Below are 24,150 nucleotides of genomic sequence, written 5' to 3'. Positions count from 1 at the left end.
AAGAATCCCGCTGCTGCGGGAATTATTTTAAACATTTAAAATAGTCAAAAGGTTCTTGGCACGTATCACATTTAAACAATGCTTTACAGGCGGTAGACCCAAACTGACTGACCAGATGTGTCTCTGTAGAGCCACAGTTGGTACATTTTACTATCTTCTTATTTCCCAGCAAGGCTTCTTTATCTGCTTCTGGAGATAATGGTGCTGCAATACCGTATTTTTCAAGCGCTTCTCTACCACGTGGAGTTATCCAGTCTGTGGTCCAGGCCGGAGCGAGTACGAGCTGGATTTTTGCGGTTTTTCCCGCTTTCGCGAAAGCGGAAACAATATCATCTCCTATAACATCCATTGCAGGGCAACCGGAGTAAGTAGGTGTTATTTTTACACGTACAATACCGTCTTGCTCTATTGCCTCGCGTACCACACCCATATCCATAATAGACAACACAGGAATCTCTGGATCGCTTACTCCTTCAAGTATTGAGATCAAATGCGGTTGTATGTTTTGCGTTTCTAATATCAATTTTTAAATATCGAATAAAGAATAACAAATATGAAACGCCGAAGTAATACTTCGATGTTCAAAATTCGATATTCTGTGTTCATAATTCTCTACCATTCCATATTTGGGTAGGTGCGTTGCATATATTGCATATCTGAAAGTATATATCCCATATGCTCTGTATGTATTCCTTGCTTACCTCCCTTGTGCCAGTACTTACTTTCTGGAATAGGTAATGTAGCTTCTTCAAGCACGTCTCCTATCATTTTATAATAGGTCTCTTTAAGTGCTAAGGTTTCTACTCCTATGCCTTGGGCTATCATAGCCTTATCTGCCTCTGTCTGGTGAAAAAGCTCATCTGTATACATCCACAATTCATTTACAGCTTCAAGCACACGAGTGTGACTCTCTTCTGTACCGTCACCTAGCCTGCGCACCCAGTCTGATGAGAAGCGCCAGTGATAGCTTACTTCTTTTATGGATTTTTTTGCAATGGCCGCCAGCGTCTCATCTTTGCTAGTTTCTAACGCTTTAAGAAACAAGAGATGAAAGGCATCAAAATAAAACTGACGTACGATTGTGTATGCAAAATCTGTATTAGGTTGCTCTACGAGTAACACGTTTTTATACTCTCTCTCTATACGTAAAAACGCAAGGGTATCTTCTGTAGCATTCTCATCACCCGAGACTTGTGCCGCATATTGAAAATAACTGCGCACCTGGCCAAACAAATCTAAAGAGATGTTTGTACCTGCAATATCTGTCTCTAAGCTAGGTCCGTGACCACATAATTCTCCCAGACGTTGCCCAAGTATCAAGCTGTTATCTGCAATACCTATGATGTAGTTATATAAATCTTTGTTCATAATAAACTTTTAAAAATAAAACTGAAATTGAAACTATGATCGACCATCTCAAGTAGATGTCGTCATTTTTTGGGTTTCAGTTTCGATTTCGATTTCACTATTACATATGTTTTACCTCATCTGGCAAATCGTAAAATGTAGGGTGACGGTATACCTTATCTGCAGCTGGTTCAAATAGCTCTCCATTATTTTCTGGATTGCTTGCTGTGATATTATTACTTTCTACTACCCATATACTCACTCCCTCACTACGACGTGTGTATACATCGCGCGCGTTCTCCATTGCCATTTCAGCATCTGCAGCGCGTAGACTTCCAAAGTGTCTATGCTCCAATCCGTTCTTGCTTCTTACGAAGACTTCCCAAAGGGGCCAATTTTTGCTCATACTAGACTGCTTTCTTAGTTTGATTTTTTCTTTCTTCTTTCTTTTTGGCGTGTGCCATTGCTGCATCACGTACCCACTCACCACGTTCCCAAGCGCCTACTCTATCTTTCATACGCTTTTTATTACTTGGCCCGTGACCTTTTACTACTTGCCAGAACTCATCCCAGTCTATTTCTCCAAAATCGTAGTGCCCTGTCTCCTCATTCCATTTTAAATCTGGATCAGGTATGGTAAGTCCAAGCAACTCTGCTTGTGGTACAGTTTGATCTATAAATTGCTGGCGTAGCTCGTCATTAGTCTTACGCTTTAATTTCCATTTCATAGACTGTGCTGTGTGCACAGACTCTGCATCTGTAGGTCCTAGCATCATAAGTGACGGCCACCACCATCTATTAAGTGCATCTTGCGCCATATCTTTTTGCTCCTGCGACCCGTTTGAGAGTTTAAGCATAATCTCAAACCCTTGACGCTGGTGAAAACTCTCTTCTTTACACACTCTAATCATCGCTCGTGCGTAAGGACCATAAGAAGTACTACAAAGCGGTACTTGATTTATAATGGCTGCACCATCTACTAGCCAGCCTATCGCTCCCATATCTGCCCAAGTAACCGTAGGGTAATTAAATATAGAAGAGTACTTTGCCTTACCAGAGTGTAGTTGCTCATATAACTCCTCACGCGATACACCTAGAGTCTCACAAGCCGAGTATAAGTATAAACCGTGACCTGCCTCATCTTGCACCTTTGCAAGTAACGCCACTTTACGACGTAACGATGGGGCACGTGAGATCCAGTTGCCCTCTGGCAGCATCCCTACAATTTCAGAATGTGCGTGCTGGCTTATCTGGCGTATGTGAGTTTTACGATACTTCTCAGGCATCCAGTCTTTTGGCTCTATCTTTTCGTCACGCGCAATGCGGGCATCAAAAAGATCTTCTAGGTTTTTTACTTCTTTATCACTCATAGCAATTTGTATTAGATTTCCGCTTTCGCGAAAGCTTAAACATCAAAATTTACTTTTACACGCTCCGTTGTAGGTACTGCCTGGCAACTTAATACTAGGTTTTGTGCTACCTCATCTTCTTCTAACGCATAATTTATTTTCATCTCTACATTTCCTCCTTCTACCTTACACTTACAGGTAGAACACACTCCTCCTTTACAAGCAAATGGAAGATCTGCCCCAGCACCTAGTGCTGCGTCAAGTATATTATCATATTCATCGGTCATTGTGAAGTGAAATTCTTTACCACCATCAATAATGGTAACTTCTACTCCTTCTACCTTTTGCTCTGCCAGTCGTGCAGCACGTTTTTTATCTTCTTCTGAGAGTCCAGTAACAAAAAGCTCATAGTGTACTTTTTCTTTTTCTAATCCAGCAGCAACTAGCTCATCACGTATTAAGAAAATCATCTCCTCTGGACCACAAATAAAAACCTCATCTGTAGTGCTTACATCGATAAGCGTTTTAGTAAGCGTCTGTAATTTTTCTGAATTAAATCTACCGTTAAAAAGCTCGATATCTCGTTGCTCTTTTGTGAGAAAATAAAATATCTCAAATCTCCCAAAATATTGATTACGAAGCTGTTCTACCTCTTCTTTAAAGATAATAGATTTAACCGTGCGGTTCAAATAAAACAGCTTGAAGGTCGCGTCTGGCTCTGCTGCTAGATGTGTCTTTATGATAGACAGCATAGGTGTTATACCACTTCCTGCTGCAAAGGCTATATAGTTTTTTTTCTTTTGTGTATCTACGGGCACTCCAAATTTTCCACTAGGCGCCATTACCTCTAGTGTGTCTCCGGCTTGCAACTCTTCATTTACATAGGTAGAAAAGAGTCCTCCAGGTATTTGCTTTACAGCTACCTTCCACTGCTGCTCTAGCGGACTAGAACAGAGGCTATATGAACGTCTTACATCTTCTCCATTTATAATGGCTTTAAGAGTTAAATGCTGCCCAGCATTAAAACTAAAATCCTGATAGAGATCTACAGGTACATCAAAGGTTACAACAGAACAGTCTGTGGTTTCTTTATAAATATCTTTTACTCTTAGAGAATGAAAAAGTGCCATAGTATAGTTTAGAACTATGTAAAACTAACGATTGTTAGTTAATATTACAACTATTTAACATAAACCACAAAAGCACAACAAGTTACCCCTTATAAATAGTGGTTTATGAAATGTATCTCAATAATAGTAAAAAGTAAGTTATGCAGTTTTAACCCCATTAAGTAGGGTCTCACAGAGAGAATCGATGAGCTTTGATCGTTGTAAATCTGCCTTTTTAGGAATCCACAGGTAGAGATTTCTTAGAGTTCCTAAGGTTGAAAAGAGAATTACTTCCTCATCTATATCCTTAAGTACATTTTGTGCTTTACCCTTTTTTATAATTTCTCTAAAGTGCTGCTCATAGGCACTACGCAAGGCAAGATACTTTTCTTTGCCCTCTCCTAGGTGCATCCAGTCATTATTGAGCGATGCCATTCCATAAGGATTATCTGCCGTGAGATGCACGTGCTGGGCTATAACGGCTTCAAGTTTTTCTGCCACTTTTGTATCTGCAAGGCGTATGTCTTGTATGCCTTCGGTAAAGCTTTCGGCTATGTTTACAATCACCTCGTTAAGTATTTCTTCTTTTGAGGCAATGTGGTTGTATAAACTTGCCGCTTTTACACCTACCTCTGCAGCGAGATCACGCATTGTTACAGCGCTATACCCTTTCTGTTTGAAAAGTCTAGCGGCTGTGATACAGATTTCTTGTTTTCGCGTAAGCGTAGTAGATTTCATTATGTGCAAGATAATGCACAACGACTAACTGTAAAAACATCTTAACTATTACAGCCAGATTATTGCCCACTCAACATAAAAAAAGCCACCCTTAACGGGTGGCTTTACAATTAAATTATATCAAATTAATACTATTGGTTTGATTTACCATCACGTATCTTCTTGAGCTCCTTAGTCTCCTCTTTATATTCTTCTTGACCATCTTTACTATTCATCATTTTAGAACGGTCTTTTTCGATTTCTTCTTTATACTCCTCATTCCCATCTATCACGGTCTTACGGTAGTCAATAAAAGTTTCCATCGCCTCTTCTCTTAAATCTTCATACTGCTCTGAGATTTCCTCTAGATTTTCTCTGAACTCATCATTATCTACGTTCATCTCTGTAGTGAGTTCCATATACTCTTTCTTAAAATCTGCTACGTCTTCATTAATCTCTTCTGTGTTCATCCACATAGGCTTTGTAGCTTCTAGTGACATCACTGTAGGCTCCATAGCGCGTATCATTTTAATGGTATTAAAGTAATTTGCTCCTTTGAGTTTATACATCTGTGAGCTCAACTCATTAAAACTTGTCCAGCCACTTATCCCTACTACGCCTGTCTCATTTATATCATCTTGGGTACCGTTCATCTCAACTAGCATATTATTTACTGCCATTGTTTCGGTTTGTGCTTGTATTCCTGTTGCTATTGCAATTGCAAATAACGATGTGATTATTGTCTTCTTCATAGTCTTATATTTTTGTTTGATACAAATGTATAAGGACATCGAGGCTACATAAAATATATAGTTATAAGCCTATGCTAAAGTATGGAGACATCCTTAACATAACCCTACCGTCTCTTAACAAACGCTAGGGCATTAGCATAATTTTTCCAAATATTAACGAGTACTTATGATACTCCTTATTCTAAAAAAGGGGCTAATGGGCTTTATAACGCTTTCGCGAAAGCGAACTTATGAGACTCACTACCTAATGGAGAGCAAAGCGATAAAGCGCAACAACACTCCCCACAATTATCAAACAAATCTTGAAATTATATGAGGACAACCACGACTTATGAATTAATTTTACGCTATGCATACAAACGTTGAGAGTAATCCTCTATTAGACAGGCTTCCGCCGCACTTAAAACAATATATCAAAGCACAAGATTATGAGCAGTATACGCCCATAAATCAAGCCGTATGGCGATATGTGATGCGTAAAAACGTAGACTATCTAAGTAAAGTAGCCCACGAGAGCTATGTAATGGGGTTAGAAAAAACCGGCATCTCTATAGATAACATCCCTTCTATGTACGGGATGAACCGCATCCTTAAAGAAATAGGATGGGCAGCCGTAGCCGTAGATGGTTTTATACCACCTAATGCTTTTATGGAGTTTCAAGCTTACAAAGTGCTTGTCATTGCAAGTGATATACGCCAGCTAGAAAACATAGAGTACACCCCTGCACCAGATATTATACACGAGGGAGCCGGGCACGCGCCTATTATTGCAAGTCCAGACTATGCAGAGTACTTAAGAAGATTTGGAGAGATAGGTGCAAAAGCCATCTCTAGTGCCCACGATATGGAAATGTATGAAGCTGTACGCACACTATCTATTCTTAAAGAGGCAGATGGCATCACACAAGAGGCCATAGACGCCGCCGAAAGAAGTGTAGAACAATTACAAAATAAAGAGGTACAGCCTTCTGAAATTGCACTTATACGCAACCTACACTGGTGGACGGTAGAGTATGGAATGGTAGGTGCTGTAGAAAACCCAAAAATATACGGAGCAGGATTACTCTCTTCTATAGGAGAGAGCACCTGGTGTATGACAGACGAGGTAAAGAAAATACCTTACTCGATAGATGCTGCTTACCAAGAATTTGACATTACAAAACCGCAACCTCAACTATTTGTCACACCAGACTTTGCATACCTAATGCAAGTCTTAGAAGAATTTGCAGGTACAATGGCAGTACGTAAAGGTGGCTGGCGCGGACTAAAAAAACTCATAGAATCAAAGCAAATAGGCACACTAGAACTCAACACAGGTTTACAAGTAAGCGGCATATTTACAGAGATGATTCAAAATGAAGATAATGAGGTGGTTTACTTTGCTACTCAAGGTGAAACAGCACTTTCTTATAGAGAGAAAGAACTTATAGGTCACGGAGTAAACCGTTACAAAAACGGTTTTAGCTCTCCTCTAGGCAAGCTTAAGGGCATAAATCTCTCTATAGAAAATATGGGACCAAGAGACTTAAAAGCTTATGACTTTTATGATGGTAAGCCTATCTCTTTTGAATATGAAAGTGGCATCACCGTAAGCGGATTAAATGTTACCGGGATGCGTAACCTAGGTGGGCAGTTAATGCTTATACAGTTTACAGATTGTACGGTAACTTATGGTGACAAAATTTTACACGACCCATCTATGGGAGACTTCGACCTAGTGATAGGTTCACAAATTGTCTCTGCCTTTGCCGGAGCGGCAGACTTCTTATCTTTTGATCTCATTACACACGTCGCAGAGACTAATACGGTAAAACCTACGCTCTCAGAAAAAGAAGACACGCTTAACAGGCTCTACCAGCAAGTACGATTACAAAGAGAAAGCAATCAAATAGACAAAGAAGCACTTCTTGAGGTATTTACAAGCTTACAAAAAAACTACCCTCAAGACTGGTTATGTGCCTTAGAAATTTATGAACTCACAAAAGACAACGCCGTACTCACACATCTTAAAGAGGTGCAAAAACACAAAGAGAAGGTAGCACACCTCATCACAAATGGCCTAGAATTAATACAGTAAACTATGGGATTTTTAAGTAAGCTCTTTGGTAATAAAAAAGATAAACTTAACGAGTACATCTCTCGTGGTGGTATCATTATAGACGTGCGCTCAAAAGCCGAGTATGATAGCGGCGCCATTCCAGGCTCAAAGCACATAACTGTGCAAAACATAACCGCCCAAGCCACAACGATTAAAAAATGGAACAAACCTGTAATATGCGTTTGTGCCAGCGGTGGCCGCAGTGCTACAGCCGCAGCCGTCCTTAGATCAAAAGGTATTGAAGCAATGAATGGAGGTGCCTGGATGAGTGCTTATAAGAAAATGAATGGGTGATCCTTTTTTACTTTAATTATCTAGAAGTTCATAAAAGGATAGACTTCAGTTAGGGCTTGCTGTTTTTTTGCAAGATCTGTAATAAATTTCTGGTGCGCAGCGCTGTCTTCATTAAAAGGTTTGTGAGCCAACCCTTGTTGCACTTGAGCTACTTTTTTCATTATTTGTTGCGCTTTCGCGAAAGCGTACACCTCTACAAAACGCTCCCATACATACATAACAGCTTGCTCAGATGGGTGAACCATATCACTTGCATAAAAGCGATAGTCACGCAACTCATCCATCACAATCTCATAAGCCGGAAAATAACTCACCTCACGACTATCTACAAGTTGATGAACTGCTGTAAGTAAATGTGACTTGCTGCGGGTATTTTCTACTATACCATCTTTAATATGGCGCACTGGCGACACCGTAAAGGCAATCTCAATTTGTGGGTTAAGTGTTTTTACCAGCTCACAAATACGAGACAGACTTTCTTGAATTTCAGTTACAGAAAGGAGTTTTTTAGTAAAAGCTTGTTGAGGAACCTTGTGACAGTTGGCCACCACCTCATCACGTTCAAGATGTTTATAAACCCAAGCAGTACCTAGTGTGACAAATAGATGAGAAGCCTCTATGAGCTGTTGCCTGAGCAATTGCTGCGCCTCTTGTAAGTGTATCACAGCTCCTAGTCTTGTAAGGGCGTTTTTATCACTATGGGCATAAAAAGATTTCCAGACGCCGTCTAGTTCAAAAACATCTGCTTCTGTATAGGTTTTATTTGCAACAGCATCTGCTACTAACCGTTCTAGTGCGACGGGATTAAAAATAATTCCAAACGGATTTGTAACCGCTTGGAATTTATAATATGCTAGCTTGTCACCTATGTTCTGCGCAAAGCAAGAACCTAATAACAATAATTTATGATCATACCCAAATTGACGAGCAGCAGGCTCTAGCGGTATTTGGGTCTGTAGTTTCATTATACAAGATAGTTCTTAACCTCAACAATGGCTGCGTCTATACCTGCTGGATTTTTACCTCCTGCAGTTGCAAAGAAAGGTTGTCCTCCACCTCCACCTTGGATGTGCTTTCCTAACTCACGCACGACAGTACCTGCGTTCAGATTTTTTGAAGCGACAAGCTCTTTTGAGATGTAGCAACTTAGTAATGCCTTACCGTTTTGCTCTGTTCCAAATAGCAAGAATACGTTGTCTTTATTCTCTCCTAATTTAAAAGCAAGATCTTTAATAGCTCCCGCATCTAGATCTACCTTTTTTGCTAAGAAATCTACTCCATCTATGTCTTCAAATTCTTTTGCAAGATCACCACTTAGGTTTTGAGCTTTCTCTTTTATAAGTGCTTCTACTTGCTTTTTTAAAGCAGCATTCTCATCTAGTAGGCTAGTAATCGCCTTTACTGGATCTTGATTCCCTTTAAGGGTTGCTTTTACTTGATTATAGGCTTCGGTTTCTGATGTAAAGTAATCTTTGGCAGCATCACTAGTAATTGCTTCTATACGGCGTATACCAGATGCCACTGCACCTTCTGAAGTGATTTTAAAATGCCAGATGTCTCCTGTATTTTTTACGTGTGTACCACCACAAAGCTCCATAGACTTCCCAAAGCGTATTGTCCTTACTGCATCACCATACTTCTCTCCAAATAATGCTATCGCTCCTTCTTGAATAGCTTGATCATAAGAAATACCACGTTGCTCTTCTAGAGATAAGTTTTCCCGTATGCGTGCATTTACAAAATCTTCTACCTCTTTCAACTCCTCGCTTGTCACTTTAGAAAAGTGAGAGAAGTCAAAACGTAGGTTTCTGCTATGTACCATACTTCCTTTTTGCTCCACGTGTGTTCCTAATATCTTACGAAGCCCTTGGTGCAATAAGTGTGTTGCAGTATGGTTTGCAGCCGTACGGCTACGTTGCTTTACATCTACCACTGCCTTAAACGTTCCCTCGGTAGATCTTGGGAGGTTTTTGGCAAGGTGTATAATAAGGTTGTTTTCTTTCTTTGTATCTATGATATAAACCACCTCTCCGCTTGGAGTTTCTAGATATCCTTTATCACCTACTTGCCCTCCTCCTTCTGGATAGAACGGAGTAAGATTAAATACTAGTTGATATAACTCCCCGTCTTTTTTACTCTCTGTCTTACGGTAGCGAGTGATTTTTACAGATGCTTCTAGAGTATCGTAGCCTATGAATTCCTCTTCGCTATCTTCTTGTAAGATATTCCAGTCGTCTGTCTCAACTTTGGTTGCTGCACGAGAACGGTCTTTTTGCTCTTTAAGCGCAGCTTCAAAGCCAGCTTCGTCTAGTTTTAGATTTTTCTCACTAAGTATAAGTGCTGTAAGATCTATTGGGAAGCCATAGGTGTCATAAAGCTCAAAAGCTTTATCACCAGAAACAGTATCTCCAGAGGTATTTGCAATTACATTATCTAATAAGATGAGTCCTTTATCAAGTGTGCGCAAGAACGAAGCCTCTTCTTCTCGTATCACATTTGTAATAAGATTTTTTTGTGCTTCCAGCTCTGGAAAGGCATCTCCCATCTGGTTTACAAGTGTAGAAACCAGTTTATATATAAATGGTTCTTTTGTGTCTAAAAATGTAAATCCGTAACGAATGGCACGTCGCAGTATACGTCTTATCACATACCCAGCACCTGTGTTAGACGGTAACTGTCCATCTGCTATAGAAAATGAGACAGCTCTCACGTGATCTGCAATCACACGTACAGCGATATCTGTTTCTTCTGTCTCGCCACATTTTGATGAAGTAATGGTTTCTACCTCACGCATAAGTGGTGTAAACACATCTGTATCATAGTTAGATTGTACACCTTGCAGGACCATACACAATCTCTCAAAGCCCATTCCCGTATCTACGTGCTGGCTAGGAAGCTTTGTGAGCGACCCATTTGCCAGACGGTTGTATTGCATAAATACCAGATTCCAGATCTCGATTACGAGCGGGTGATCCATATTTACTAGTGACTTACCGTCTACGGCTGCTTTTTCTTCGGCAGAGCGTATATCTACGTGTATCTCAGAGCAAGGTCCACAAGGGCCTTGAGCACCCATCTCCCAGAAATTATCTTTCTTGTTTCCGTTTATAATGCGGCTCTCGTCTATATGTTTTGTCCATATATCATATGCCTCTTGATCGCGCTCAAGCCCTTCAGACTCGTCACCTTCAAAAATCGAAACATATATACTGTCCTTATCTACCTTTACTACCTCTGTAAGAAACTCCCAAGCCCAAGCAATCGCTTCTTCCTTAAAGTAATCTCCAAAAGACCAGTTACCCAGCATCTCAAACATCGTGTGATGATACGTATCTTTTCCTACCTCCTCAAGATCATTATGCTTACCAGATACACGCAAACACTTTTGGGTGTCAGTAAGTCGTGAATTTTTTGGCGTAGCGTTTCCTAAAAAGTATTCTTTAAACGGAACCATTCCAGCGTTTGTAAACATCAGGGTCGGGTCATCCTTCAAAACCATTGGCGCAGAGGCGACTATGGAATGATTTTTGGACTTGAAAAATTCTAAAAACTGTTTACGTACCTCTTGAGATTTCATACGATAGAAGGTGTGGATAATTTATTTTATATTTGACTGTTATGAAGTTGAGAAATCACGCTTTCGCGAAAGCGCACAGCTCCATAAATAAACCTCAAAAATAAGCATTTTAACTTATGTCTAAGGTAAAATATTACTATGATAGTGAGACACTATCTTACCGAAAAGTAGAGCGAAAAAAGGGACGCACCTTTGGAGCCGCACTTATATTTATTGCTTCTTCTGCTCTTATGGGGCTTCTTATAACAATTGCTGTATTTAACTCTGGTGTAGATACGCCTAAAGAACGTAAGCTAGAACGGGAACTTTCTAATATGTCTCTGCAGTTTGAGATGCAAGAAAAGAAACTCGACCAGATAGAACGTGTACTTGCAAATGTAGAGGAGCGTGATAATAATGTATATCGTGTACTCTTTGAAGCGAGCCCTATACCTAATGATGTACGTCTAGCGGGTTTTGGTGGGGTTAACCGTTACAAAAACCTTGAGGGTTATGATAACTCTGCAATGATTACAAACAGTGCAAAACGTATAGACCAGATCACAAAAAGACTTGTTATACAATCTAAATCACTAGACGAGATTGCAAAGCTCGCCGAAGAAAAAGAAGCACTTCTCAAAACTATACCAGCCATACAACCGGTACAAAACAAAGACCTCTCTAGAGTTGCCTCTGGTTATGGTATGCGCGTACACCCTATTTTAAAGTATAGAAAAATGCACAATGGAATGGATTTTACAGCCCCTCCAGGCACACCTATTTATGCAACTGGTGACGGTACTGTAAAAAAAGTAGGTTTAGGTAGCGGTTATGGTAAGATGGTGATTATAGAACACGGTTTTGGCTACAAAACCTACTATGCCCATATGAGCAAGTACAACACAAAAGTAGGACGCAAGGTAAAACGTGGAGAGATTATAGGCTATGTAGGTAACACAGGACTTTCATCTGGACCACACTTGCATTATGAAGTTTGGAAAAACGGTAAAGTGGTAAATCCAGTAAATTTTTATCATAATGATCTTACTCCTGAGGAGTATGATATTATGCTAGCTGCTGCTGCACTAGAAAATCAATCACTTGACTAATGCACATAGATCTTCCAGAAAAGCGTTATTATAGTATAGGTGAGGTTGCAAAGGCCTTTGATGTAAACGCATCGCTCCTGCGCTTCTGGGAGAAAGAGTTTGACGTGCTTCAACCTAAAAAGAATGCGCGTGGCACTCGTAAGTTTACTCCAAGTGACATTAAGAATTTAGAGCTTATCTATCACTTAGTAAAAGAGCGCGGCTTTACACTAGAAGGCGCAAAAATCCATCTTAAGGAAGGAAAAAAGGAGATCTTGAGCAACTTTGACATTATACGCAAGCTAGAAGGCGTAAAGGCGCAGTTACTAGAGATTAAAGGTGACCTCTAGACTGCCTTGCTATATCTATTATAGCGAGTATGATAAATAGTGTACTTACTAACACAGCGCAAAAACTCATCACAGCATAATCTCCATAAACGAGATGGTATAGTCCGGTAAAAACACCGAGCAATCCCATAGAGCCAAGTATGTGTATTAGTTTTAAGGTCATAAACAATTTATTCATTAAGTCGATAAGAGTGCAAAAATCATACATAAAATGTTATGACTAGGCCCTCTTAACAAAACCTTATCCTTAATAGTTACATAAATTAGTACCTTGCTACTAGAATGGTAGTGTGTAACAAATACTACTATAAGACAACTAACAATCAAAACCAGTATTATATTATGAAAAAAGGACTTATTGCTGTCATTGCCATTATCGCTCTTATAGCCATCGTAGGATTTATGGTAGGGCCTAAATTTTACAACACCGCAATTGACTTACAAGAAAATGCAACTTCACAGTGGGCAAATGTTGAAAGCTCATACCAACGTAGAGCAGACCTGATACCTAACATTGTAAACACTGCAAAGGGTTATGCAGAGTTTGAGCAGTCTACACTTATAAAAGTGACAGAAGCACGATCTAAAGCTACCTCTATTCAAATAGATCCTTCTAACATTACACCAGCACAACTCAAGCAGTTTCAACAAGCGCAGCAAGGACTTACCTCTGCCCTGTCTAGATTACTTGCCGTTTTTGAGCGTTACCCAGACCTCAAGGCAAATGAAAACTTTAAAGAACTCATAAACGAGCTTGAGCGCACAGAAAACCGCATAAACGTAGAGCGCAACAGATTTAACGAGACGGTAAAACCATATAACAAACACCTTAAGACGTTTCCTAACAACGTGATAAACTCATTTATAGGAAACTTTGCAGAGATGGATTACTTTGAGGCAGACGCTGGATCTGAAGACGCTCCAAATGTAGAATTTGATTTTGGAAGCTAGATGGTATCTACGGTAGAAGACTTTTTAAGCAAAGAAGATGAGCAGGCTATCATTAAGGCCATACGCGAGTCTGAGCAACAGACCTCTGGAGAAATAAGAGTGCACCTAGAGCATCATTCTAAAAAGGATGCTCTAGTGCGTGCTCAAGAGTTATTTCACCTACTTAAAATGGACAATACTAAAGATGAAAACGGTGTGCTCATTTATGTAGCTGTAGATGATCATAAACTTGCCATTTGTGGCGACAGGGGGATTAACAACAAGGTCCCTGCAGACTTCTGGGAGTCTACAAAAGACAAAATAATTGCTCAGTTTAAACAAGACAAATTCCGTGATGGACTTATAGATGGGGTGCGCTGTGCTGGTGAAAAGCTTGCACAATACTTTCCGTGGGAGCACGGAGATGTAAATGAACTTCCAGACGAAATAACGACTTCTTAATGCTAGAAAAAGAATTTTTTATGGGATTCCGCTTTCGCGAAAGCGTACTCACACTTCTTCTCTGTATTGTGAGTATGACGGCAGTTGCACAATACACAATACCAGATAAACCCACCACGGCAAATCCAGATGCTGTTTATGACTATATAGGTTTACTCTCTGAAGGTCAAAAAAATGCTTTAGAACGCAAACTTATTAAGTATAGTGATACCACCTCAACACAAATTGTAGTTGCTGTAATCTCATCATCAAACGGTGAAGGTCTCGATATGCTAGGTGCAAAATGGGGACAAAAATGGGGAATAGGCCAGGCAGATGAAGACAATGGGATTCTTATACTCCTAGCAAAAGACGACCGAAAGATTGATATCAATACTGGCTATGGTATTGAGGGTATTATCTCAGATCGTGACGCAGAGCAAATCATAAACCGCATAATGATTCCGCAATTTAAACAGGGTAATTTTTATGCAGGTCTAGACCAAGGTACAGATGCAATTTTTCAAGGGTTGCAGGGTAATTTTACAGGCTCTCGACCAGAGGATAGTAATTTCCCCATACAACCTATCTTAATGTTTATCTTCTTTGTCATCATATTGATTATCATAAGTCGTAACAATCACCGTGGTGGTGGTCGTGACGGTGGTAATGGTACTAGAAGAACTGGCTCACTACTAGACGTTATTATACTCAGTAATATGGGGCGCGGCGGTTTTGGCGGCGGTGGCGGTTCCTTTGGAGGTGGCGGCAGCTTTGGAGGCGGCGGTGGCTTCGGAGGAGGTTTTGGCGGTGGCGGCTTTGGCGGCGGTGGTGCTTCTGGAGGTTGGTAAATGCTTATTTTACCTACTCAGGCCTATTGCATTTTTTATTGATAAAATTAAAAAAATGACGGCAAGCTGCACAAACTCACGTTGTAACTCACAATTAGACTAATCTCAATATTCTAAACACCTCGCACTCTTATTACTAACATATTGCTTAACTTTAAGGAAAACAACAATTTATTAATTCTTAAAACCAATAAAATGGCAGTATTAAAAGTAATAGAAGTATTAGCAAGTTCAGAAAAAAGCTGGGAAAACGCAGCAGAAAACGCACTTAAGCACGCAAGCAAGTCTATAAAAAACATCCGCTCTTTATATGTAAATGAGCAAAACTGTGTAGTGGGCGACGACGGAAAAATAAGAGAATACCGTATGAACTGTAAGATTACTTTTGAAGTAAAATAATAAGAGGCTTTTTAAAGAGCTATATAAGGTCCCGCTCTAAAGTGGGACTTTTTTTGTTTGTATTTTTACCTTATGAAATTACATATCCCTGTACTTGCCTTTATTACTGCGATTCTCATTACAAGCTGTGAGGGGAAAACCGACACCACTATGCAACACGATTATACAAACGACCTTATAAAAGAAACAAGTCCTTACCTTTTACAACACGCCCACAACCCTGTAGACTGGAAAGCCTGGAACGACGAAACGCTCGCTCAAGCAAAAAAAGAAAACAAGCTCATACTCGTAAGTATAGGGTACTCATCGTGTCACTGGTGTCACGTGATGGAGCACGAGAGCTTTGAAGATACTCTGGTCGCTCAATTTATGAATGAAAATTTTATAAACATAAAAGTAGACCGCGAGGAAAGACCAGATGTAGATAATGTATATATGAATGCTGTACAGCTTATGACAGGTCGCGGTGGCTGGCCTCTTAATGCTGTAGCATTGCCAGATGGAAGACCAGTATGGGGTGGCACTTATTTTTCAAAAGAAGACTGGCTCAACGCGCTAGGGCAAGTTGCAGACATCTACACATCAGACCCTAACAAACTGGTGGAGTATGCAGATAAGCTAGGTACGGGTCTTGCACAAATGGACCTTGTAACACCTAACCCTAATAAACCCAGCTTTGTTATAGATACACTCCAAACATCTATTGAGAAGTGGTCACGACAATGGGACACACGTCAAGGTGGTCTAAACAGAGCGCCAAAGTTTATGATGCCTAATAATTATGAATTCTTACTGCGCTACGCACATCAAAATAATGATGACGAGATACTTGAGTATGTAAATACCACACTAGAGCAAATTGCCTTTGGCGGGGTAAATGATCAAGTAGGTGGTGGCTTTGCGAGGTATAGTGTTGATACAAAATGGCATATCCCTCACTTTGAAAAAATGCTATATGATAACGCTCAGCTCGTAAGTCTATACTCAAACGCTTACTTAAAGACTAAAAATCCGCTTTATAAAGAAACCGTCTATGAGACACTCGAGTTTATAAAACGAGAAATGACGACAAATGAGGGAGGTTTTTACAGCGCGCTAGATGCAGACAGCCTTACCCCAGATGGTGAGCTAGAAGAAGGTGCTTATTATGTATGGACAGAAGAGGAGCTTAAGAACCTTGTAAGAGATGATTTTGAACTCTTTAGCGCTTATTACAACATCAATGATTACGGTAAGTGGGAGAATGATCACTATGTCCTTATAAGACAAGATCTAGATACAGATTTTGTAAAGGAGCACCAGATTTCGCTAGAAGAACTTACTACTAGAAAGAGTAAGTGGCGTGAGGATTTATTACGCTTTCGCGAAAGCAAAAAAGAAAAACCGCGCCTAGATGACAAAATTCTCACCTCTTGGAATGGCTTAATGACCAAAGGTTATGTAGACGCCTACCGCGTGTTTGACGAAAAGGAATTTCTTGACGCAGCTCTTAAGAATGCAAATTTTGTGGTAGACAATCTGCTTCGTAAAGATGGGGGGCTCAATAGAACCTATAAAGATGGCAAGAGCACTATAAACGCATACCTTGAAGATTATGCTGCAACTATAGATGCTTTTATTGCCCTTTTTGAGGTGACTATGGATGAGCAATGGCTAGAGAAGGCAAAAAGTCTAACAGACTATACGTTTACTCATTTTCAAAACGCAGAAAATAAACTCTTCTTTTTCACCTCAAATGAAGACCCTACACTGTCTTCTAGAAACACTGAGTTTTATGATAATGTGATCCCGTCATCAAACTCGATAATGGCAAAAAACATTTTTACCCTATCACACTATTATCTAGACAAAACATATACAGATACCGCAGCTGCTATGCTCAATAATATGCAGCCTAACTTTACACAAAGCCCTACGAGTTTTTCTAACTGGATGGACCTTATGCTCAACTACACAAAGCCTTATTATGAGCTTGTAGTGGTAGGACCAGATGCTCAAAACATTCTCGCAGAATTAGAGCAAGAATATTTACCAAATAAATTAATTGCTGCCACTACTACCGCTAGCAAACAAGAAATTTTTGAAGGCAGGTACCTAGAGGGTGAAACATTAATTTATGTCTGTGTTAACAATGCTTGTAAACTACCAGTAAAAACAGTTAAGGAAGCCTTAAAACTCATAGAACTTTAACAGAAGTTTATCCCCACATTTTATAGAACCTTAGGGCTTATCTTCAACTTTGTAAAAAATACATTGTTATGAAAGACCCCCTAAGTACGTTAAGTCAGTACGAAGAATATATAAAGCGTGCCGCAAACTGGATATGGGCATTTATCCCAGGGTTTATAAGTGCTATTATACTCCTATTTGTAGGTCTCTGGATCATACGTCTTATTAAACGTTTTACTCGTAAATTTTTCCAAAGAAAGGATTATGACCCTACCCTAGAAAAGTTTGCACAAGACCTCATAAACTGGACGCTCAAAATTATACTTTTTGTTACTGTAATCACTCAACTAGGAGTAAAAACTACATCGCTTGTTGCGATTATAGGTGCCGCTGGTCTTGCTATAGGTCTTGCGCTACAAGGGTCACTTGCAAACTTTGCCGGTGGTGTACTTATATTACTACTTAGACCATTTAAAGTAGGAGATTTTATAAAAGCCCAAGGACAAGAAGGAACTGTAAAGGAAATTTCAATTTTCCAGACCAAGCTGAATACTTTTGGGAACCAACTTGCTATCATCCCTAACGGACAATTATCTAATGAAACCATTGTAAACTTTACAGAAGAAGGTATACGTAGAGAAGCTCTTACTTTTGGAATAGGTTATGATGACGATGTGAAGCTTGCAAAAAATATTCTCTTAGAACTCGTAAATGAGCAAGAGACCGTAATACAAGAAGAAGGCAAAGCCCCTATGATTGTACTTGCAGAGCTAGGCGATAGCAGTGTTAATCTCTCATTAAGATATTGGGCACATATAGATGATTTTTGGAACTTACGATGGACCGTGCTTGAAGAAGGTAAAGAAAGACTAGAGGCTCAAGGCATCACAATACCGTACCCACAACGTGATGTGCATCTATACAAACAAGAATAATTATAGATGAAAGACACAGAAGCATAGACCTATGCTCATTATTAAATAATTACAAGAATATAACGCGCTCATAATTTTTATTATGAGCGTTTTTTTTAGTTTTAAAGTATCAAACAACTTAAACTAAAAACATTGTAATGGAAGACTATCAAAAATGGATTGATCTAGCTATCGAAAAAGGATCAGAATACGGGCTTAAAATACTTATGGCCGTTGTTATATGGATTGTTGGTAAATGGGTTATTGGGAAACTTATGAAAGTTTTCAAAAAAATGCTCGAGAAGAATAAAAATATGGACAAGACCCTAGAAAAGTTCTTGTCTAACCTAGTAAGAACCATATTGCTAGTACTTCTTATCATTGCTATTTTAGGTCAATTAGGCATAGACACCGCTTCTTTTGCAGCGATACTTGCTGCTGCTGGTCTTGCTGTAGGTCTTGCTCTACAAGGATCATTATCTAACTTTGCTGGAGGTGTACTTTTAATACTTTTCAAACCTTTTAAAGTAGGAGATCTTATAGAAGCTCAAGGCGAAATAGGTGTTGTGACAGAGATTCAAATCTTTACTACAAAAATATCTACACCAGGTAATAAGCTAGTTATCTTACCTAACGGTGCACTATCTAATGGTAATATAAAGAACTATACAGAGCTAGGAGAACTACGTGTAGACCTTACAATAGGCGTATCATACGATGCAGATATTAAAGCTACCAAAGAAGCCCTAATGCGTGCTATGGAGTCTCAAGAAAATGTACTTAAAGTACCTGCTCCATCTGTAAATATGGGTGAACTTGCAGAGAGTTCTGTAAACTATGAAGTACGCCCGTGGGCAACACCAGAAAACTACTGGGATGTGTACTTCCAAACTATTGAAAACTGTAAAATCGAGCTTGACAAAGCTGGAATTGAAATACCTTACCCTCACGCTGTTGAAATTCAGAAAGAGGCATAATATCAAGTCCCTCATAATGACAACGCCCTTAATGTTTACATTAAGGGCGTTTGTCATTTATAAAACTGTGCTTATTTTTTCTTAGGCTTACCAGCAATAAAATCTTTAAGGTAATAAGGTTCAAAATAAGCTACATCTTCAAATAATCCTTCTTGAAACTTTTGGTTTGAAATCGCTGCCATTTGCGCAGCGCTAGGCAATTCATTAGTTACAAATCTCGCATTAGGGTGTGTACATACTTCTTGAAATTTTTCAACTCCATTACCTATAAAATGTACAATACTCTTATCTAAATATTCGGTAAATGAGGTTTCATCTAGTATTTGTGCTTCTGTACCTCTTATAACATTGCCCTCACTATCATAAATAGCGCTATACACTTCCATACGCCTCGCGTCTAGCATAGGTACCACAAGCTCATTATGAGTAAGATTTTGCTTTCGCGAAAGCGACCTAAGCGTCTCTACAGCAATTAAGGGTATGTCTAGCGCAGCACAGAGACCTTTTGCCGCCGAAACTCCTATGCGCAGTCCCGTATAACTCCCTGGACCTTTACTTACCGCTATGGCATCTAATTTTTCTTGAGCAACACCTGCTTTATCTAAAACTTCTTTTATAAAAGTGTGCAGGCGCTCTGCGTGAGAATACTTTTTTGCATTATCCTCCTGCATCATCACGACTTCTCCGTTAATAGACAAAGCCACCGAACAATTTGTGGTGGCTGTCTCTAGACATAATATGTGTGTCATTCTTTTATTCTTCTGTATTCTTTCCTTCTTGGTTTTCTAGCTCTACCTTATCACCTGTCTTGAGCGACTTTGCCACTAAGCTATAAGGCCCTGTAATGATCTCATCTCCCTCTTCAAGGCCTGAGAGAATTTCTATTTTTGAATCATCTTGTATACCTGTAGTAACAACTTTGAGCTTTGCGGTGTCTCCATCTTTTATAAATACACACTCAAACTTTTTATCTGAAGTAAGGTCACTTGTTTTTGGAGCAGAACGCTTTGTTGAGCTCGTATCGCTCTTTACAACAATGGCACTTATAGGAGCTGCTAGTATATCACTACGCTTTTTTGTTATAATATCTACCGTTGCAGTCATACCTGGTCTAAAAGGTGAATATGTTTCTCTTTTACCTTCAAGTAAGTCTGTGTAAGATTCTTCTAGAATACGCACTTTTACTTTAAAGTTAGTTACCTGGTCTGCAGTAAGTGTAGACTGCGCAGAGTTTGCAATTTCTGTTACAATACCCGAAAATTTCTTTTTGAGATATGCGTCTACCTCAACGATGGTAGAGTCACCTACTTGTATTTTTACGATATCATTTTCGTTTACGTCTACCTCTACCTCCATATTTTGAAGGTTTGCAACACGCACAATTTCTGTACCTGCCATTTGCGCTGTTCCCACTACTCGCTCACCTAGCTCAACATTAAGCATAGAGATGGTACCATCACGTGGTGCAAAAATAGATGTACGCCCTAAGTTATCTGTAGCCTGTTTTACTTGTGCAGCTACACTCTGCACATTATAAAAGGCACTCTGGCGATTAGCCTGTGCTATCTGATAGTCAGACTCTGCACGTTCAAAATCTGCTTTTGAAATCACACCTTTATCAAAAAGTGGTTTGTTACGTTCAAAGTTGAGTTTTGCCTGGTTAAGACTTGCTTCTGCCTGAGAAAGACCAGCACGACTGTTTTGTAAAGCTGCTCGCGACTGGCTCACTGCTGCCTGCACTAAGTCTGGATTAATCCTTACTAACAAGTCCCCTTTTTTTACATCCTGACCTTCTTTGATAGGTAAGTCTATAATCTCACCAGATACTTCTGAAGATAGCTTTACTTCTATTTCTGGCTGTATTTTACCAGTAGCTGCAACTGTCTCTATAATTGTCGCTTTCTCAATTTTTTGAGTTTCAACAGATTTAAAGTTTCCGGATTTACCGAACGCTCCAGATTTCTTGCCGGCTATTAATGCTACAATTACAATGGCAACAATACCTAGTAAGATGAAAAGTGTTTTTTTACTCATTTTGGTTAGAATTTAAGTTCGGTAACTGGCACTCCAAAATAGAGCTCCAATACCTTTATGCGGAAAATATAATCATACTTAGAACGTGCAAGTTCTATCTGTGCGTTATCATAACGCAATTTACTCTGGCTAAAATCAAAAGCATTAGTAAGCCCTACATCGTACCTATCTTTTGCATATTGATATGCTAGCTCCTGCGACTCTACAGCAATATTTGCCGCTTCATAACTCTCTTTTGCTGCTTTTGCATCTGTATAAGCCTGGTAAACAGCCGTTCTTAAATTTTGCTCTGCAAGTTCCTTTTGAAACTCTGCACGCATTACATTTACCTTGCTACGTTTTATTTGATTTTTTGTGCTCCATCCATTAAAAACTGGAACTCGCAAAGATAAACCATAAGAGATACCATCATTAAGATATAACTGCTCTACAAATGGTAAAGGCCCTACTTCATTACCTCCTATAATATTAGGAGTAAGGCTTGTTACTACATCTCCCGTAGCACCTACTACTCCTATAGGGTTACCAGAATCTATAACTGGATTATCTGGATCAAGAATCGTATTAAAACCACTTGCTCTGTTAGACTCTCTAGTATTATAATTAAAAAATGCATCTAGTGTAGGGTATAGCCCTGTCTTGCTTATCTCAAGATCCTTTTGTGCAATCGCCTCATTTTGCTCGGCGATTTTTACATCATATCTATTGTCTTTTGCAGTGCTTATAAGCACCTCTGGCTGCGTGTCAAGTATACTCTCCCCTTGCACACTATAATCTCCCTCTGCAATATCAAAATTTTCAAAATCTGATATATTAAGTAGCTGTGCTAGATTTACAAGTCCTATTGCTATTGAATTTTCGGAAGCAACAATACGTTGTCTCTCACTTGCATTTGTTGCACGTATCTCTAGTAAATCTCCTCTAGGTAATACTCCTCCATCTACCAGCTCTTGTGTGCGATCTATTTGCTCTTGCGTTACTGCGTTTTGAGTAACAATTACATTTAAGCTTTCCTTTGCCAGTAAGACTTGTAGGTATGCTACAGCGACGTTAAGTGCTACATCATCCTTAAGTTTTGCAATATTATAGTCTGCTGCAATTTTAGAAAGTTCTGCTCTGTCTAGTACTTTATGATTTCTAAAACCATTTATTAATCGCACCCCAGAACTTACACCAAAAGACGAGTTACGAGTTTGTTGCGACTCTAGTACTCCTGTAAGTACGTTTTGTGTAAGACCTGTCTGCCAGCTATTACTTGCAGTACCATTAAGAGTAGGTAAAAATGCACCTATGGCATCAGACCTATCTATTGCTGCCGACTCAAGGTCTAGCGTAGTTTGCTGAATATTGATATTATTATCTATCGCATATTGCACGCATTCTTGAAGTGTCCACTTTCTCTCCTGCCCGTAGGTAGTAAGAGCTAGTATCGCTGTCATACAAAATAAGATGGCTTTTTTCATAATCTTGATTGATGTCCAATATGACTATTGAAACGGTTATATGTTACAAAAACTGTTAATTATTTTTTTTGGGTATAGGTTTACGCTTTCGCGAAAGCGTTATAAAGAAACTCCTAACCACTAGTAATCAAAGGATTTACCCTCTACCACCAAATCCTGCTGGCGCCTTAAGCTGGTTCCAAACTTTGATGTTATCTTCTGCTGTGATACCGCTCTTTACCTCTACAAAAATCCCATCGCTTACTCCTACCTGGATATCACGGCGCTCAAACTCTTGATCTCCCGTTGCTACCTCAACATAAGGGCTCTTAGTTTTAGGATCATACTGCACAAGTGCTTCTTTTATAGAAAGCACCTCCTCTGCTTTTTCTAAAATAATACTTGCATTTGCACTCAAGCCTGCACGTATGAAGGTATCATCATCCTTCTTTGCTAGGGTTCCTTTTATTTCAAATTGTATGGCTCCATTTTCGGCAACGCCTTTTGGTGCGATGTAATCTAGCGTAGCATCAAAAACTTTATTTTCTATAGCTCCTACCGTAATCTCAAGTGGTAAATCTTCCTTTATTTTACCCACTTCGCTCTCGTCTACCTTACCTTCAAAGATCATCTTTTCAACATCTGCTAGCGTAGCAACGGTGGTACCATCATTAAAGTTATTTGCCTCTATCACCTGGTTACCGGCCTTTACTGGCACGTCCAGAATCATACCTGTAATAGTAGATCGTATTTGAGTAGTTGCTGCGTTACCTAGCCCACTGGTGGTTCCCGTTTTTATGATATCATAATTTTGAGAAGCGCTACGCAGGTTTACCTGCTCTTGCTTGAGCCTTTGCTCTGCAGCGTTATAAGTATTTCTAATATTATCAAAATCATTTGCAGAGATAACACCTTTATCAAAAAGCGCTTTCTGCCTATCATAAATGCTCTTTTGGTTTGCAAGTGCTAGTCTCGCTGTCTCTACAGTAGTTCTTGCTCCAGCAATATTATTTTTTGCATTAGTAAGTGATGACACGTTAGGCACTACATCAATCTGGGCAATAAGGTCTCCAGCCTTAATATTATCTCCAGCCTCTACATATACCTCTTTTATAATACCTGAGATATTAGGTTTTATGAGCACCTCTTCTTTTGGGACAATACTTCCTGTCGCAACTGTTTTCTTTACAATTGTACGATTAGTCGCTTGCTCTGTGGTATACACCACTGGGTCCTGCTTATCTTTTGTGTAGATATACCAGATACCTATGGAGAAAAATACTGCAATTAGTACGAGCGTGATAATGGTTCCTGTGCGTTTCATTCTATTATA

25 protein-coding genes are annotated in these 24,150 nt (G+C 39.4%); 11 read left to right on the top strand and 14 right to left on the bottom strand.

The window, feature by feature from the left end; genetic code table 11:
- Positions 1-22 precede the first annotated feature (22 nt).
- From paaD to Q0948_RS12540, 7 genes are all read right to left on the bottom strand, one after another.
- Positions 23-523, bottom strand: coding sequence for a 1,2-phenylacetyl-CoA epoxidase subunit PaaD (gene paaD / locus Q0948_RS12570; RefSeq protein WP_298353266.1), 501 nt, complete (start codon positions 521-523; stop codon positions 23-25).
- A gap of 89 nt (positions 524-612) precedes the next feature.
- On the bottom strand, positions 613-1,371 hold the full coding sequence (gene paaC / locus Q0948_RS12565; RefSeq protein WP_298353383.1) for a 1,2-phenylacetyl-CoA epoxidase subunit PaaC: 759 nt from the start codon (positions 1,369-1,371) through the stop codon (positions 613-615).
- Positions 1,372-1,468: 97 nt separating this feature from the next.
- On the bottom strand, positions 1,469-1,753 hold the full coding sequence (paaB, locus tag Q0948_RS12560; protein ID WP_035327289.1) for a 1,2-phenylacetyl-CoA epoxidase subunit PaaB: 285 nt from the start codon (positions 1,751-1,753) through the stop codon (positions 1,469-1,471).
- A gap of 1 nt (position 1,754) precedes the next feature.
- Positions 1,755-2,717 (bottom strand): 1,2-phenylacetyl-CoA epoxidase subunit PaaA, encoded by a 963-nt coding sequence (gene paaA, locus Q0948_RS12555; RefSeq protein WP_035327287.1) that lies wholly within the window; start codon positions 2,715-2,717, stop codon positions 1,755-1,757.
- Between the two features lie 35 nt (positions 2,718-2,752).
- On the bottom strand, positions 2,753-3,826 hold the full coding sequence (gene paaE, locus Q0948_RS12550) for a 1,2-phenylacetyl-CoA epoxidase subunit PaaE (RefSeq protein ID WP_298353259.1): 1,074 nt from the start codon (positions 3,824-3,826) through the stop codon (positions 2,753-2,755).
- Between the two features lie 138 nt (positions 3,827-3,964).
- Positions 3,965-4,543 carry a TetR/AcrR family transcriptional regulator gene (locus Q0948_RS12545; RefSeq protein WP_298353256.1) on the bottom strand — a complete coding sequence of 193 codons (579 nt, stop codon included), beginning with the start codon at positions 4,541-4,543 and terminating at the stop codon, positions 3,965-3,967.
- A gap of 131 nt (positions 4,544-4,674) precedes the next feature.
- Entirely contained in the window at positions 4,675-5,274 is a 600-nt protein-coding gene (locus tag Q0948_RS12540) for a hypothetical protein (RefSeq protein WP_298353253.1), read from the bottom strand.
- 349 nt (positions 5,275-5,623) lie between these two features.
- Between Q0948_RS12540 and Q0948_RS12535 the strand changes: the two genes are divergently transcribed.
- Positions 5,624-7,351 (top strand): aromatic amino acid hydroxylase, encoded by a 1,728-nt coding sequence (locus Q0948_RS12535; protein WP_298353250.1) that lies wholly within the window; start codon positions 5,624-5,626, stop codon positions 7,349-7,351.
- A gap of 3 nt (positions 7,352-7,354) precedes the next feature.
- Complete coding sequence (locus Q0948_RS12530; protein ID WP_298353247.1) at positions 7,355-7,666, top strand: rhodanese-like domain-containing protein; 312 nt, start codon at positions 7,355-7,357, stop codon at positions 7,664-7,666.
- A 20-nt stretch (positions 7,667-7,686) separates the two neighbouring features.
- On the opposite strand, the gene Q0948_RS12525 is transcribed toward Q0948_RS12530, so the two are convergent.
- Positions 7,687-8,631 (bottom strand): GSCFA domain-containing protein, encoded by a 945-nt coding sequence (locus tag Q0948_RS12525; protein ID WP_298353244.1) that lies wholly within the window; start codon positions 8,629-8,631, stop codon positions 7,687-7,689.
- Positions 8,631-11,243 (bottom strand): alanine--tRNA ligase, encoded by a 2,613-nt coding sequence (gene alaS / locus Q0948_RS12520; protein ID WP_298353240.1) that lies wholly within the window; start codon positions 11,241-11,243, stop codon positions 8,631-8,633. Before alaS ends, Q0948_RS12525 begins: the two co-directional genes overlap by 1 nt.
- Positions 11,244-11,359: 116 nt before the next feature.
- Between alaS and Q0948_RS12515 the strand changes: the two genes are divergently transcribed.
- Together Q0948_RS12515 and Q0948_RS12510 are read left to right on the top strand one after the other, a co-directional pair.
- Positions 11,360-12,331 (top strand): M23 family metallopeptidase, encoded by a 972-nt coding sequence (locus Q0948_RS12515; protein WP_298353237.1) that lies wholly within the window; start codon positions 11,360-11,362, stop codon positions 12,329-12,331.
- The gene (locus Q0948_RS12510; protein ID WP_035327266.1) at positions 12,331-12,660 is read left to right on the top strand and encodes a MerR family transcriptional regulator; all 330 of its coding nucleotides are present in this window, start codon (positions 12,331-12,333) and stop codon (positions 12,658-12,660) included. Before Q0948_RS12515 ends, Q0948_RS12510 begins: the two co-directional genes overlap by 1 nt.
- Here the strand turns inward: Q0948_RS12510 and Q0948_RS12505 are convergent.
- Complete coding sequence (locus Q0948_RS12505) at positions 12,644-12,823, bottom strand: hypothetical protein (RefSeq protein ID WP_148305664.1); 180 nt, start codon at positions 12,821-12,823, stop codon at positions 12,644-12,646. The genes Q0948_RS12510 and Q0948_RS12505 overlap by 17 nt on opposite strands.
- A gap of 179 nt (positions 12,824-13,002) precedes the next feature.
- On the opposite strand from Q0948_RS12505, the gene Q0948_RS12500 reads away from it, so the two are divergent.
- The 7 genes from Q0948_RS12500 (at position 13,003) to Q0948_RS12470 (ending at position 19,341) form a co-directional block, all read left to right on the top strand.
- Positions 13,003-13,611 (top strand): LemA family protein, encoded by a 609-nt coding sequence (locus tag Q0948_RS12500; protein ID WP_038599204.1) that lies wholly within the window; start codon positions 13,003-13,005, stop codon positions 13,609-13,611.
- On the top strand, positions 13,612-14,052 hold the full coding sequence (locus Q0948_RS12495) for a TPM domain-containing protein (RefSeq protein WP_298353229.1): 441 nt from the start codon (positions 13,612-13,614) through the stop codon (positions 14,050-14,052).
- Positions 14,052-14,882 (top strand): YgcG family protein, encoded by an 831-nt coding sequence (locus Q0948_RS12490; protein ID WP_298353226.1) that lies wholly within the window; start codon positions 14,052-14,054, stop codon positions 14,880-14,882. The genes Q0948_RS12495 and Q0948_RS12490 overlap by 1 nt, the downstream gene beginning before the upstream one ends.
- Positions 14,883-15,077: 195 nt before the next feature.
- Entirely contained in the window at positions 15,078-15,281 is a 204-nt protein-coding gene (locus Q0948_RS12485; protein WP_298353223.1) for a dodecin family protein, read from the top strand.
- Between the two features lie 72 nt (positions 15,282-15,353).
- Positions 15,354-17,471 carry a thioredoxin domain-containing protein gene (locus Q0948_RS12480; RefSeq protein WP_298353220.1) on the top strand — a complete coding sequence of 706 codons (2,118 nt, stop codon included), beginning with the start codon at positions 15,354-15,356 and terminating at the stop codon, positions 17,469-17,471.
- 68 nt (positions 17,472-17,539) lie between these two features.
- Positions 17,540-18,385, top strand: a complete 846-nt coding sequence (locus Q0948_RS12475) for a mechanosensitive ion channel domain-containing protein (protein WP_298353217.1) — start codon at positions 17,540-17,542, stop codon at positions 18,383-18,385.
- A 137-nt stretch (positions 18,386-18,522) separates the two neighbouring features.
- Positions 18,523-19,341 carry a mechanosensitive ion channel domain-containing protein gene (locus Q0948_RS12470; protein ID WP_035327247.1) on the top strand — a complete coding sequence of 273 codons (819 nt, stop codon included), beginning with the start codon at positions 18,523-18,525 and terminating at the stop codon, positions 19,339-19,341.
- Positions 19,342-19,412: 71 nt separating this feature from the next.
- Here the strand turns inward: Q0948_RS12470 and tsaB are convergent, their stop codons facing one another.
- The 4 genes from tsaB to Q0948_RS12450 all read right to left on the bottom strand — a co-directional run bounded on the left by tsaB (position 19,413) and on the right by Q0948_RS12450 (position 24,141).
- Entirely contained in the window at positions 19,413-20,090 is a 678-nt protein-coding gene (gene tsaB / locus Q0948_RS12465) for a tRNA (adenosine(37)-N6)-threonylcarbamoyltransferase complex dimerization subunit type 1 TsaB (RefSeq protein WP_298353213.1), read from the bottom strand.
- Positions 20,091-20,094: 4 nt separating this feature from the next.
- Positions 20,095-21,375, bottom strand: coding sequence for an efflux RND transporter periplasmic adaptor subunit (locus Q0948_RS12460; protein WP_298353210.1), 1,281 nt, complete (start codon positions 21,373-21,375; stop codon positions 20,095-20,097).
- A 5-nt stretch (positions 21,376-21,380) separates the two neighbouring features.
- The gene (locus tag Q0948_RS12455) at positions 21,381-22,838 is read right to left on the bottom strand and encodes a TolC family protein (RefSeq protein WP_298353207.1); all 1,458 of its coding nucleotides are present in this window, start codon (positions 22,836-22,838) and stop codon (positions 21,381-21,383) included.
- 136 nt (positions 22,839-22,974) lie between these two features.
- Entirely contained in the window at positions 22,975-24,141 is a 1,167-nt protein-coding gene (locus tag Q0948_RS12450; protein WP_298353204.1) for an efflux RND transporter periplasmic adaptor subunit, read from the bottom strand.
- Positions 24,142-24,150: the final 9 nt, after the last annotated feature.

This window comes from uncultured Dokdonia sp., assembly GCF_947496725.1.
Taxonomy (GTDB): Bacteria; Bacteroidota; Bacteroidia; order Flavobacteriales; family Flavobacteriaceae; genus Dokdonia.
Note: the sequence above shows the minus strand (reverse complement) of the source record. Positions and strands in the feature narration are given on the sequence as shown.